Consider the following 12,766-nt stretch of genomic DNA (forward strand, 5'->3'; position numbering starts at 1 on the left):
CGGCGGCGCGGCAGGCCGCGCCGGTCGCCCCGTGTCAGGCGGTGGCCGAGCGGCGCAGCCGGGAGCGTACGGCGCGCTGCGCGACCGGGCCGAGGCCCTCCAGCGCGGCGACCGGGCCGCAGTTCGTCAACGGTGCCGAAGTGGTAGAAGACCAGCGCCTGATTGGCGCCGGCCGCTGCCGCGACGGCACGTGCGGAGGTCTTGGCGTTGCCCTGCTCGGTGAGGGTGGTCAGGGCGCCCGCGAGTAGTTTCGTGCGCGTGTCCTCGCTCATGCCCGTGCCTCCTCGCGGACCGGCCGCAGGTCCGCGCGTACGCCGCGAAGCGGGCCCCGCCCCACCGCACGACGGTACGTCAGCAGAGCTGTAATCACTGGCGTTTGGGGGTCGGCTCGGCCCCGTCCGGGCCTCCGCTAACCTGTGGCCATGCACGGGGGAACTGAAGAAGACTCTGGCTTGAGCGGCAGCGGTGCCCGGCCGCTGGAGGCGCGGGATCCACGGCGTATCGGCTCGTTCCGGCTGCTCGGGGTGCTCGGCTCCGGAGGCATGGGCCGGGTCTATCTCGGCGTCACGCCGGAGGACTCGAAGCGGGCGGGGCGGGGCGCCGGGCACTACGCCGCCGTGAAGCAGGTGCTCCCCGCACTGGCCGAGGACACCGCCTTCCTGGGGCACTTCGGACACGAACTCGACAACCTCGGCAAGCTGCCCGACGGCACGAGCGCACGGCTGCTGGCGAGCGACCGGACCCACCGGCCGCCGTGGTTCGCCACCGCGTACATCCCCGGCATCACGCTCAGCGACGCCATGCGGCTGCACAACGACCCGCTGCCCGCGGACTCCCTGTGGCGGCTGCTGCGCGACGCCGCCGCCGGGCTGCGTGCGGTGCACGCCGCCGGCATCGTGCACCGCGACCTCAAGCCGTCCAACGTCATGCTGACGCTCGACGGTGTCACCCTGATCGACTTCGGAGTGGCACGGGCCGCCGACCAGAGCCGGCTCACCAAGACCGGCATGGTCGTCGGCACCCCCGCCTACATGGCCCCCGAACAGGCCATCGCCAACCAGACGTTGACCGGCGCCGCCGATGTCTTCGCGCTCGGCAGCCTGCTGCTGTACGCGGCCAACGGGCGGCCACCGTTCGGGGACGGCTCCGGGCTCGACCTGCTCTACCGCATCGTCCATGAGGCGCCCGACTTCGGGCGGTTGCCGGACAACGATCCGGAGCTGGCCGGTCTCCTGAGGTCCTGCCTGGCCAAGGAGGCCGCGGACCGGCCCACGACCGACGAGCTCTTCGCCCTGGCCGCCGACCGCGTTCCCGCCGCGGTCTCCTCGCCGTGGCCGCCGGCCGTCACGGACCGGATCACCGAGCGCGAGGCGTTCGCCGCGAAGCCGCCCCCGCCCGAGGCGGAGGCCCCCGACTCCCGCGGCGTCGCGGACAGTACCGAGGGCGCCGGCGCGGACGCCGAACCCGTACAGATCGCGAGGCCCGGCACCGGGCCGGACGGCGCGCAACCCGAACGGCGCTCCCGTCGGCGGCGGGTGCTGCTGATCGCGCTGCCCGTCGTCGTGGTGGTGGGCGGCGGCCTGACGTTCAAGCTCGCGCCCTTCGAGATCCCTGACGCGGACGCGCGCCCCGGGGCGTCGGGCCCGCAGACCCCCGGTACCCCGTCCGCGTCGGCGACGGGCGGCGGGCCGACGAAGTCCGCGAAGCCGTCGGCCGAGCCCTCGGGTTCCACGAAGAAGCCGAGCGCCTCGGCGTCCAAGGAGGCCGAGGGCGGCGGCGTCGCGGGTGGAGCGGCCGGCGAGGGCGCGGACGGGAGCGGCGGTACGGGCGGTGCCACCGCTCCGGCGGGGACGGCAGGCGGGGCGGGCGGCTCCGACGGGGGCGCGCAGACCCCCGTCAAACCCGCGCCCGCGGGGACGCGCTGGATCGAGAACGCGGGCAACGGGCGGTGCCTGGCCGCGTCCGTCAACCGGTTCTCGGGCAGCGCGACCGTGACGACCACGACGTGCGGCGACTCGTCGGGCAACGGGACCACGATGGACTTCGCGTGGTCGTACACGTCCGGTTCGGGCGGCTCCTTCGCGCTCCGCAACAAGGAGACCGGGAAGTGCCTGGAGCCGCAGCAGTTCCAGGGGTACGCGATCAAGGACTGCACCGGCTCCTCCAACCAGACGTGGAAGATCGGCGCCACATCCGGCAAGGGCCGCACCTTCACCAACGTGCGCCTGGGAGCGTGTCTGGGCGTGACCCCCTACAGCGCCCTGACGACCGTCACCTGCAACGCCCAGGACAGCTCCCAGCTCTGGTCCGACATCGCCGCGTCCTGAACCCAGGTGGTCCATACGTGGCGACGCGGCCCCCGACCGGCCGCCAGTCGTGGGAGTGCGGCCACCGTGCGAGTGACCCTGCGGCCTCGTCGTTCCGTACGGCCGGGCCATCACACCTACGGTCCCCGGCATGAAACGCACCAAGCTCGCCGCGGCAGCAGCCGCCACCACAGCCGCCGTCACCACGGTCTGTGCCCTGTGCCTGACTTCCGCCGCCCCCGCCGCGGCCGACTACTCGGGCAATCCGCTGGCCGGGGACAACGGCTTCGGCGTGCTCGTCCAGGACGACGCCACCCTGGGCAGCACGGAGACGGAGGGCTCGGTGGCCATCGGCGGGAACCTCACGTACGGCCCCGGGTACAACGTCGCGCTGCACACCCCCGGCACCTTCACCGCACCCGGTGACGACAACCCGACGGCCCTGCTCGTGGGCGGCAGGGCCGACCACGCGAGCAGCTCCCCCCAGGGCGTACTGAAGGTCCTCAGCGACGGCTACGTGAAGATCGGGGACGGAACGGGGTCGTCCGTCCTGGACACGGACGCCAACAACGCCGAGGTCAACACCCAGGTCGTCGCCGCCGGTGCCGCCTACAACTCGACGCCGCGGATCGAGACGACCGTCCGCCAGCCCGTCGAGTCGGTCACCGACACCACGGGGCTGCCCGACCTCGACGCGCTCTTCTCGACGTACCGCGACCGCTCCGACGCGATCGACACCTGCGACACGAACGTCATCCTGCGCGACGCCGCCGGAAACCCGCTGCCCGACCAGACCGGGTTCCCGGCCGGGACGAACGCCTACGTCACCCTCACCGAGGGTGAGACGAACGTGCTCCGGCTGACCGGTGAGCAGCTGAACAACCTCTCCCAGATCACCTTCAACACACCCCCGACGGAGACGACACCGTTCGTCGTCGACGTCGACACGACCGGGACGGACGGTACGTACGTCTGGCACATGCCGACCCTCGCCGGGGTCTCCGGCGAGCAGGCCCCGTACATGCTGTGGAACTTCCCCGACGCCACCGACATCACGATGGCGGACGGCGACTCCCTCGAAGGCACCGTCTTCGCGCCCCGCGCCCACCTCACCGACCTCGACGCGTCGAACATCGAGGGCACGATCGTGGTCCGGGAACTGACGGCCGGGCCCCTGACGGAGGACGGTTCCTCGTCCGTCGACGCGGGCGAGATCCACCAGTTCCCGTTCGCCGCCGAGATCGACTGCGTCGGCGACGAGTCCCCCTCCCCGTCCCCGACCGGCATGACACCGTCGCCCACCGAGCCCACGCCCACCCCGACGGAGCCGACGCCGACGCCCACCGAGCCGACCCCCACCCCGACCGAGCCGACGCCGACGCACACGCACGGACGTCCGACCCCGCCCCCGCCCCCGCCGGACCACGGCGGCCACCACCACAAGCCGGGCGGCGGGCTCGCCGACACCGGTGCGTCCACGACGCTCTTCGCGGCGAGCGGCAGCCTTCTCCTCGTCGCCGCCGGCATCCTCCTCCTGGGACGCCGCCGCCGGCCGCAGCACTGACGCGGCCCGCCGGGGTCAGCGGCCGGGGAAACGTTCCCCGCACTCGCCGCAGTACTTCGGTGCGGACTCCTGCGACATGCGCCCGCACGCGGGGCAGACCCGGTCCAGGGAACAGGGCGCCTCGCCGCCCTCGTACGTCACCGCGGAAGCCGGGGCGCTCTTGATCGCGAGGCCCGGGCGGCGGCGGTGCACCGTGAGATAGGCGAGGCCGTCCGGGCCCGCGGTCAGGGAGCGGCGCGAGGTGCGCGGGAGCCACATGACCGTGGTGGGGCCGAGAACGAGGGGTTCGCCGCCGTCGCCCGGGGTGAGGCGGCCGTCGCCCTCGACGACCACGAGAAGAACGTCCAGGACGTCCTCCTGATGCTCCCCCACCGCGCCACCCGCAGGAAGACGGACCAGGTTGGCATCCAACTCGCGCCCCTGCCGGTCGAGTTGCCAGAGCGCTCCGCGGTCGCCGGGAGCTGCCGCGGCGAGCAGGCCGCTGAGTACGGTCAGTACCTCGGGAGTGGCGTTCACGGCTCCCAGGCTACGCCGCGGGGTGCCGCCCCCTGCCCCCGCCGTAGGGTGGTGCGCTTCCGCGTCCACGTCGCGGCCAGGAGACAAGGAGGGCCGGCGCATGGACCGTCATCCCGACGACAAGTACCCGCCGATCGAGCCGTACGAGCACGGCGTGCTCGATGTGGGCGACGGCAACCTCGTGTACTGGGAGGCGTGCGGCAACCCGGCCGGCAAGCCCGCCCTGGTCGTGCACGGGGGACCGGGTTCCGGCTGCCCGGAATGGCCCCGCCGGTACTTCGACCCGGACCGCTACCGCGTCGTCCTCTTCGACCAGCGCAACTGCGGCCGCTCGACCCCGCACGCGAGCGACCCGGCCGCCGACCTGCGGCACAACACGACGGACCACCTGATCGCCGACATGGAGCGCCTGCGCGTCCACCTCGGCGTCGACACGTGGCTGCTGTTCGGCTGGTCCTGGGGCTCGACGCTGGCCCTGGCGTACGCCGAGCGGCACCCGGAGCGGGTCGGCGCGATGGTGATCGACTCCGTCACCACGACCCGCCGCTCCGAGATCGACTGGCTGTACCGCGGGGCGAGCCAGTTCTTCCCCGACGCGTGGGACGCCTTCCGGGCCGGCGTACCGGAGGCCGCGAGCGACGCGACCCCGGACGTGCTCGCCGCGTACGCCCGGCGGACGGAGAGCCCCGATCCGGAGGTACGGGCCCGGGCCACGGCCGACTGGTGCGCCTGGGAGGACGCGGTGCTCTCCCTGGAGGCGTACACCGGACCGCCCCCGTACAGCGGCCGCCCCGGCCGGGCGCAGCTGGCACTGGTGCGGATCTGCGCGCGCTACTTCTCCCGCGGCGCCTGGCTGGAGGAGGGCCGGCTGATCCGGGACGCGGGGAGGCTGGCCGGCATCCCGGGCGCGCTGGTGCACGGGCGCCTCGACATGGGCGGTCCGCTGACCACCGCGTGGGAGCTGGCCAAGGCGTGGCCGGACGCGGAACTGACGGTGATCGAGGACGCGGGGCACCTGGGCGGGGCGGCGACGACCCGGGCGGTCCTGGCGGCGCTGGACGGGTTCTCGGGGTAGCGGGACGGCCGGGAGACGGGCCGCGATCCCGGCCGGTACCGGGATGCGCTGGGCCGCGCGCCACCTGTCGGGTCATCATGTACGGGGCAGGCAGGGCGAGATGAGCGGGGGCGACCTATGCGTGGCGAGGTTCTCGACGGACGGTACCGGCTGACGGAACCGATGGGGTCCGGTGGAATGGGCCGGGTCTGGGTGGCCGAGGACGAGCGCATCGGGCGAAAGGTCGCGGTCAAGGTCCTCTCCCGCATCGACGAGGACACCTCGGCCACCCGCTTCGCCCGTGAGGCCCGCGTCGTCGGCGGGCTGTCGAGCCCGCACATCGTCACCCTGCACGACTTCGGCGAGGCCCAGGTGGCCGGGGAACGCGTGCTGTACCTCGTCATGGAACACCTCCAGGGGCGGGACCTCGGGGCTGTGCTGGAGAGCAGGAGACCCGGACTCCCCTCCCCCGCCGAGGTGATGGGCTGGGGCGTCGAGATCTGCGCGGGGCTGGAGACGGCCCACCGGGCAGGCATCGTGCACCGCGACATCAAACCGGCCAACATCCTGCTCACCGCGGACGGCACCATCAAGATCCTCGACTTCGGGATCGCGCGCATGCTGTCGACGGCCGCCGCGATGACGCGCACCGACCTGACCGCCGCCGGCTTCGTCATCGGCACCCCGCTGTACATGTCGCCGGAGCAGATACGGGCGCCCGACGTCCTGGACAGCCGCAGCGACCTGTACTCCCTCGGCTGTCTGCTCCACACGCTGCTCACCGGCGGACCACCGTTCACCGGAGCCGGTACGGCCGTCCTGGCACAGCACCTCGGCGACATACCCGAGCCGCCGAGCGCTCGGCGCGCGGACCTTGCCGGGTTCGGTGAACTCGACGCGATCGTCCTGCGATTACTCGCCAAGGAGCCGGGCGAGCGGCCCGAGGACGCGGCGCGGACGGCTGCCCTCCTGCGGGCCGCGATCGCTTCCGGGCAGGCCCCGCCCCGCCCCTCCCCGCCGGAGCGCGCCCCCACCGCCCTGGGATCGGTCCCCCACTCCGCGGCCCCGGCCGAGCCCGCCCCCGCCGCTCCGGTCCCGCATCCGCCGGTTCCGTCCACCCTGCCCTTCCAGCCGTCGATGCCGGCCTACCCGTTCCCGCTCCCGGGCGGCCCGCAGCCCCCGGCCACGTCCCAGCGGCTGCGCATCGCCGGGCGGGCGTCGCGCGACGGAGTGGTCTCCACCCGGACCGTGGCGGCCACCTGGCTCGCCGGCGGGGTACGGCGCTGGTCACGGCCCTCCTGGTGGCGTTCTGCTCCCCGGCCGGTACGGAGGGGGCGCTCGCCGGGGCCGTACTCGGCTGCCTGCTGGGCATGGCGGGAGCCCAGGGCTTCACCAACATGTTCGACCCGCAGGACAAGTCGCTCTTCACCCGGCTCGTCTCCGCACTCCTGCTCGCCGTCCCCCTCGGCGTGGGCGGCGCGGCCATCGACAACGCCGCCACGGACGAGCTCTCCGGGCGCTACCTCGTGATCGCGTTCGCGGCCTGCGTCGCCGCGCTGACGGTGGGGGTACTGATCGCGGACCAGCTCATCACCCGCCTCCGCCTGTCACCGCGCGCGGCGCTGATCCTCTCCATGAGTGGCTGGATCAACGGCGTCGCCGCCTGGGCGGTACTCGCCTACCGCTCCCCGCTCGAAACCGTCGGCGCGGTGCCGGTCGCCTTCGGCGTATGGCTGGTCACCGCCGCGCTGCTGGGCCGGATCCTGGCCCCCTCCGCGCACCGGGGCGGCCGGACGGCCTGAGTGCGCGCAGCACCCCGGGCCGCCCCGGCCGGGCCGGGGTTACCAGGCGAAGGCCTCCGGCGACGGGCCCGGGCCCGGGAAGATCTCGTCGAGGCCGGCCAGCACCTCGTCCGAGAGCTCCAGGTCGACCGCGCGCACCGCGGACTCCAGTTGCTCCAGGGTGCGCGGACCGCTGATCGGGCCCGTGACACCGGGACGGGTCAGCAGCCAGGCCAGGCCCACCTCGCCCGGCTCCAGGCCGTGCTTGTCGAGGAGGTCCTCGTACGCCTGGATCTGCGCCCGCGCCACGGGGTCGGCGAGCACCTCGGCGGACCGGCCGGTGGCCGACCGGGCGGAGCCACCCGCGCTCTCCTTGCGGATCGCGCCGCCGAGCAGTCCGCCGTGCAGCGGCGACCACGGAATGACGCCGAGGCCGTACTCCTGCGCGGCCGGGATGACCTCCATCTCCGCGCGGCGCTCCGCGAGGTTGTAGAGGCACTGCTCGCTGACCAGACCGAACGAACCCCGGCGCTGCGCCGTCTCGTTGGTCTGCGCGATCTTCCAGCCGGCGAAGTTGGACGAGCCCGCGTAGAGGATCTTGCCCTGCTGGATCAGGACGTCGACGGCCTGCCAGATCTCGTCGACCGGGGTGTCCCGGTCGATGTGGTGGAACTGGTACAGGTCGATGTGGTCCGTCTGCAGCCGCTTGAGGCTGGCGTCGACGGCACGCCGGATGTTCAGCGCGGAGAGCTTGTGGTGGTTGGGCCAGGCGTCGCCGTCGGCGGCCATGTTCCCGTACACCTTCGTCGCCAGGACGACCTTGTCCCGGCGCTCGCCGCCCTGGGCGAACCAGGTGCCGAGGATCTCCTCGGTGCGGCCCTTGTTCTCGCCCCAGCCATAGACGTTCGCGGTGTCGAAGAAGTTGACGCCCGCGTCGAGTGCGGCGTCCATGATGGTGTGGCTGTCGGACTCATTGGTCTGCGGACCGAAGTTCATGGTGCCCAGTACCAGGCGGCTGACTTCGAGTCCCGTGCGTCCCAGATGTGTGTACTTCATGAGACCCAAGCCAACTCCTTCGAGTCCGCTCGAAGCAAGCACCCGTCCACATCCGCGCGCAGGGGTCAGCCCTCCAGCCCGGCCAGCGTCTCGGCCAGCCAGCCCAGCTCCGCCTCACTGGTCGCGCGGGCGATCCTCAGCACGCCCCGGCGGAAGGGGTCGTCGAACGCCTCGGCGCCGAGCGGTCGCTCCCCCTCGTAGAAGAAGCTGCTGGGCTCCTCCAGGAACGTCAGCCGCCTGCGCAGCACGGCAGCCTGCTCGGCCGGGTCCGTGAGGTGGCGCAGGAAGGCGAGGACGGTGAACCAGCGGTTCTCGTCGCTGACGTCCAGGTCACCGGCCTCACGCAGCCGGCGGAGCAGCTCGTCGCGGCCCCCGTCGGTGAGGGTGAGGGTGTGCCGGGGCGCGGCTCTGCTGCCGGGTTCGGTGCGGCGGTCGAGCAGGCCGGCGCGCTCCAGCCGCTTGATCGCGGGGTAGAGGGTGCCGTCGGCGATCGGGCGCACATGGCCGGTGAGGTGGGCGACCCGACGCTTCAGTTCGTACCCGTGCAGCGGCTGCTCGTACAGAAATCCCAGGATGGCCAGTTCCAGCATTCCCGTATCTTCCCCCATGTCGTTATACCTCGGTGTCGATGTATAGTCCCACCGATGCTCAGGCAGGACAGCGGGACAGCCGAATCCGAGGAGGAGACATGCAGGACGCACAGGTGACGCCCGGCGGCGCGCGAATCCGGTGGGCGGAGATCGCGGGCCACGACGCCGCCGCACCACCCCGGCTTTATCTGCACGGACTCGGCGCTTCCAGCGGCCCCTACTTCACCGCGAGCGCCACCCACCCGCTACTCGCCGGCGGCCGCGCCCTGCTGATGGACCTGCTCGGCTTCGGCATCAGCGACCGGCCTACGGACTTCGGCTACACCCTGGAGGACCACGCGGACGCCGTCGCGGTCGCGCTGGAGACGGCCGGGGTCCGGGAAGCGGAGGTCGTCGCGCACAGCATGGGCGGCGCGGTGGCGATCGTCCTCGCGGCCCGCCACCCGCATCTGGTGGCACGGCTGGTGCTGGTGGACGCGAACCTCGACCCGGTCATCCCGTCGCCGGTGCCGCCGGCGGGCAGCAGCGGCATCGCCGCGTACACGGAGGAGGAGTTCCTGGCCCACGGCCGGGACGAGGTCCGCGAGCGGGTGGGCGCGCACTGGTGGTCGACCATGCGGCTCGCCGGGCCCGAGGCCCTGCACCGCAGCGCGGTCCACCTGGCGCGCGGGACGACGCCGACGATGCGGGAGCTCCTGCTGGGGCTGCCGGTCCCGGTGACGTACCTGTGCCCGGAGAGCGACGGTCCACTGCCCGGCGAGGACGTGCTCACGGCGGGCGGGGTACGCGTGGTCGCGGTCCCGGACTGCGGGCACAACATCATGCTCGACAACCCCGGGGCGTTCGCGAAGGAGACGGCGCGGGGGTTCAGCTGAGGCGGGCCGTCATCAGCCGACCGCTGCCGCCACGGCGACGACGGCGAACATCAGCACGAGCACGGCCGCCATAATGCGGTTTCTGGTCTTCGGGTCCACCCGTCGAGCGTAACCGCCCGCCTCACCGTCCCAGCGGCCAGGCCCGCACCACCTCGTACCGCGGCTGCTCCCCCGGCACCCCGTCCACGGGCAGACGGCTGCGTACGAGACTGAGCTCGCCTGCCTCCCAGTGCAGGCCCTCGAAGCCCTCCAGGGCAGCGGCGAACGGGGTCAGGTCCGCCGGGACGCGGCTGCGGGCCAGGGTCAGGTGCGGGGTGTAGCGGCGGTGCTCCTCCATCGGCACCCCGGCCCGGCGCGCGGCGGCGTGGGCGCGCTCGGCCAGCAGCCGCAGGGTGTCGAGAGCACCGGCGGCCCCCGCCCACAGCGCCCGGCCGTCGAACCGGCCGCTGCCGTGGACACGCATCCCGAACGCCTCGGTCCGGTGCGCGGCCCGCTCCAGCCGGCTGTACAGGTCCGGCAGCAGCTCCTCGTCGACCTCCCCGAGGAAGGCCAGCGTGTAGTGCCAGCCCGGGGTCCCGGTCCAGCGCAGGGTGTCGGCGCCGGGCAGGGAGCGCAGCGGGACCACGGCGCGGCGCAGCTCCTCGACCGCGGAGGCCGGCGGCAGGACGGCGGCGAAGAGTCTCATGCGGGGAGTCTGGCAGGACCCGGCGCGCCGCCCACGCGTACGGCCCCGCCCGATTCCCCGGGCGGGGCCGTATCGCGTCCGTGCAGGCGGCTCTCAGGCCGCCGTCGCCAGCTGCTCGCGCGGGACGAACCGCACGTGCGGGCGGCCCGGGCGCAGGTCGACCTTGAGGCGCAGGCCGCCGACGCGGGCCAGCATGAAGCCGACGCCGAGCGCGGCCACCAGGGAGAACACCCCGCCGACCGCCATGCCGGTGCGGACGCCGTACGCGTCACTGATCCAGCCGACGATCGGGGCGCCCACCGGCGTACCACCGGCGAAGACCATCATGTACAGGCTCATCACCCGGCCGCGCATGGCCGGGTCCGCCGCCATCTGCACGCTGGTGTTCGCGCTGATGTTGGTCGTCAGCCCGATCATCCCGATCGGGACGAGCAGGATCGCGAAGAGCCAGACGGACGGTGCCATGGAGGCGATGATCTCCAGCACGCCGAAGACCGTACCGGCGGCCATCAGCATCCGCAGCCGCGAGGAGCGGCGGCGGGCGGCGAGGAGAGCGCCGGCCAGGGAGCCGGCCGCCATCAGGATGTTGAAGAACGAGTACATCCCGGCGCCGCCGTGGAAGATCTCGTCCGCGAAGGCCGTCAGCCAGATCGGGAAGTTGAAGCCGAACGTGCCGACGAAGCCCACGAGGACGATTGGCCAGATCAGCTCGGGACGCCCCGAGACGTAACGGAGCCCTTCGCGGAGCTGCCCCTTGGCGCGTGGGATGACGACGGCCTTGTGCAGTTCGCTCGTACGCATCATCAGCAGGCCGACGAGCGGTGCGAGGAACGACAGGCCGTTGAACATGAAGGCCCAGCCGCTGCCGACCGAGGTGATCAGCACACCCGCGACCGCCGGACCGATGAGCCGGGCGGACTGGAAGTTCGCCGAGTTCAGACTGACGGCGTTCCGCAGCTGGGCGGGGCCGACCATCTCGGAGACGAACGCCTGGCGGGCCGGGTTGTCCACGACCGTGACCATGCCGAGCAGGAAGGCGATCAGGTAGACGTGCCACACCTGGACCACACCGGAGAGCGTGAGGACGGCGAGCGCGATCCCGCACAGGCCGAGTGCCGCCTGGCTGACGAGGAGGAGCTTGCGCTTCGGGAGCCGGTCGGCGATGACGCCGCCGTACAGGCCGAAGAGCAGCATCGGGAGGAACTGGAGTGCCGTGGTGATACCGACGGCGGTGGCGGACCCGGTGAGGCTCAGAACGAGCCAGTCCTGCGTGATGCGGGACATCCAGGTACCGGTGTTGGAGATCACGGCGCCGGTTGCGAACAGGCGGTAGTTGCGGATCTTCAGCGACGAGAAGGTCCCGCCGGGCTTGCTCTCGTGGGTGGAAGTCGGTGCGGGGGCGGAGTCTGCTCCGGATCCCGTACTCAAAAGGGTTCGCCTCCTCGGGCGTGGACATTGCGCTGACTGACGGGGATGCGGCGGTGGGGCGGTGCGCCGGTTCTGTCCGGCGCGGCCCGCTCCGCTACAGGTGGGCGAGCTTCTCCAGCACGGGCGCCGCGTTGCGCAGCGTCTCCCACTCGTCCTCGTCCAGGCCTTCGGCGAGGGTGGTCAGCCAGGCGTTCCGCTTGGAGCGGCTCTCGGCGAGCATGGCTTCGGCCTGCTCGGTCTGGCTGACCATCTTCTGACGACGGTCATCGGGGTGCGGTTCCAGTCTGACCAGTCCCTTGGCTTCCAGCAGCGCGACGATGCGGGTCATCGACGGCGGCTGCACATGCTCCTTGCGGGCCAGCTCACCGGGGGTGGCCGAACCGCAACGCGCGAGTGTGCCGAGCACCGACATCTCGGTGGGGCTCAGCGACTCGTCGACGCGCTGGTGCTTGAGGCGCCGGCCGAGCAGCATGACGGCGGAACGAAGGGAGCTCACGGCGGCGGCACTGTCGCTGTCGTGGATCAGGTCAGGCATGTTTGTTAGCGTAACTCATTACCTACCCTAAAGACCACTCGGTGGTACACGCGCGAGGCCCAGATCACCAATCGATCACCCAAACGAGTGAGTCGATTCCGGAAAGTCACGCGCGTCGGGCTCGCGGGACGTAACCCTGCTTGCCATGGGATCGACAGTGCTCAGCCTGCGGATAGACGGTGAGCTGCTCGACCGGCTCAAGCAGCACGCCGCCAAACGCGGAATGAGCGTCCAGGACTATGTGGTCCGGACGCTCATTCGCAACGATTTCGACGAGCGCTTCCAGGCGGCCGTCGACGAGACGGAGAAGTTCTACGGAGCGGAGGGGGTCACGGCCGAGGAGGTCACCTGACGGAGACCTTCCGGGCCGTGGGCC

At 72.4% G+C, this 12,766-nt stretch carries 12 protein-coding genes and 1 pseudogene; 6 read left to right on the top strand and 7 right to left on the bottom strand.

Going from position 1 to position 12,766, the window contains the following annotated elements:
* Nucleotides 1–119: 119 nt before the first annotated feature.
* Nucleotides 120–272, bottom strand: a pseudogene (locus OG959_RS16170) (TetR family transcriptional regulator); the annotation flags it as partial.
* Nucleotides 273–452: 180 nt separating this feature from the next.
* On the opposite strand from OG959_RS16170, the gene OG959_RS16175 reads away from it, so the two are divergent.
* Together OG959_RS16175 and OG959_RS16180 are read left to right on the top strand one after the other, a co-directional pair.
* Entirely contained in the window at nt 453–2,327 is a 1,875-nt protein-coding gene (locus OG959_RS16175) for a serine/threonine-protein kinase (protein ID WP_326659064.1), read from the top strand.
* 130 nt (nt 2,328–2,457) lie between these two features.
* Nucleotides 2,458–3,870 (top strand): choice-of-anchor A family protein, encoded by a 1,413-nt coding sequence (locus OG959_RS16180; RefSeq protein WP_326659066.1) that lies wholly within the window; start codon nt 2,458–2,460, stop codon nt 3,868–3,870.
* 15 nt (nt 3,871–3,885) lie between these two features.
* Here the strand turns inward: OG959_RS16180 and OG959_RS16185 are convergent, their stop codons facing one another.
* Nucleotides 3,886–4,386 (bottom strand): hypothetical protein, encoded by a 501-nt coding sequence (locus tag OG959_RS16185; protein ID WP_326659068.1) that lies wholly within the window; start codon nt 4,384–4,386, stop codon nt 3,886–3,888.
* A gap of 100 nt (nt 4,387–4,486) precedes the next feature.
* Between OG959_RS16185 and pip the strand changes: the two genes are divergently transcribed.
* Nucleotides 4,487–5,461 carry a prolyl aminopeptidase gene (gene pip, locus OG959_RS16190; protein WP_326659070.1) on the top strand — a complete coding sequence of 325 codons (975 nt, stop codon included), beginning with the start codon at nt 4,487–4,489 and terminating at the stop codon, nt 5,459–5,461.
* 117 nt (nt 5,462–5,578) lie between these two features.
* On the top strand, nt 5,579–6,970 hold the full coding sequence (locus tag OG959_RS16195) for a serine/threonine-protein kinase (RefSeq protein ID WP_326659072.1): 1,392 nt from the start codon (nt 5,579–5,581) through the stop codon (nt 6,968–6,970).
* A 311-nt stretch (nt 6,971–7,281) separates the two neighbouring features.
* On the opposite strand, the gene OG959_RS16200 is transcribed toward OG959_RS16195, so the two are convergent.
* Complete coding sequence (locus tag OG959_RS16200) at nt 7,282–8,277, bottom strand: aldo/keto reductase (RefSeq protein ID WP_326659074.1); 996 nt, start codon at nt 8,275–8,277, stop codon at nt 7,282–7,284.
* A gap of 65 nt (nt 8,278–8,342) precedes the next feature.
* Complete coding sequence (locus tag OG959_RS16205) at nt 8,343–8,867, bottom strand: PadR family transcriptional regulator (RefSeq protein ID WP_326666417.1); 525 nt, start codon at nt 8,865–8,867, stop codon at nt 8,343–8,345.
* 98 nt (nt 8,868–8,965) lie between these two features.
* Here OG959_RS16205 and OG959_RS16210 point away from each other — a divergent pair, with 98 nt between their 5' ends.
* Nucleotides 8,966–9,742 (top strand): alpha/beta fold hydrolase, encoded by a 777-nt coding sequence (locus OG959_RS16210; protein ID WP_326659076.1) that lies wholly within the window; start codon nt 8,966–8,968, stop codon nt 9,740–9,742.
* 121 nt (nt 9,743–9,863) lie between these two features.
* Here OG959_RS16210 and thpR read toward each other — a convergent pair whose 3' ends face one another.
* The 3 genes from thpR to OG959_RS16225 all read right to left on the bottom strand — a co-directional run bounded on the left by thpR (nt 9,864) and on the right by OG959_RS16225 (nt 12,390).
* Entirely contained in the window at nt 9,864–10,427 is a 564-nt protein-coding gene (gene thpR, locus OG959_RS16215; protein ID WP_326659078.1) for an RNA 2',3'-cyclic phosphodiesterase, read from the bottom strand.
* 93 nt (nt 10,428–10,520) lie between these two features.
* Entirely contained in the window at nt 10,521–11,855 is a 1,335-nt protein-coding gene (locus OG959_RS16220; protein WP_326659080.1) for an MFS transporter, read from the bottom strand.
* A 94-nt stretch (nt 11,856–11,949) separates the two neighbouring features.
* Complete coding sequence (locus OG959_RS16225) at nt 11,950–12,390, bottom strand: MarR family winged helix-turn-helix transcriptional regulator (protein ID WP_219573152.1); 441 nt, start codon at nt 12,388–12,390, stop codon at nt 11,950–11,952.
* A gap of 145 nt (nt 12,391–12,535) precedes the next feature.
* Here OG959_RS16225 and OG959_RS16230 point away from each other — a divergent pair, with 145 nt between their 5' ends.
* Nucleotides 12,536–12,742 (top strand): ribbon-helix-helix protein, CopG family, encoded by a 207-nt coding sequence (locus OG959_RS16230; protein WP_326659084.1) that lies wholly within the window; start codon nt 12,536–12,538, stop codon nt 12,740–12,742.
* Nucleotides 12,743–12,766: the final 24 nt, after the last annotated feature.

Source organism: Streptomyces sp. NBC_00385, assembly GCF_035917155.1.
Classification (GTDB): domain Bacteria; phylum Actinomycetota; class Actinomycetes; order Streptomycetales; family Streptomycetaceae; genus Streptomyces; species Streptomyces poriferorum.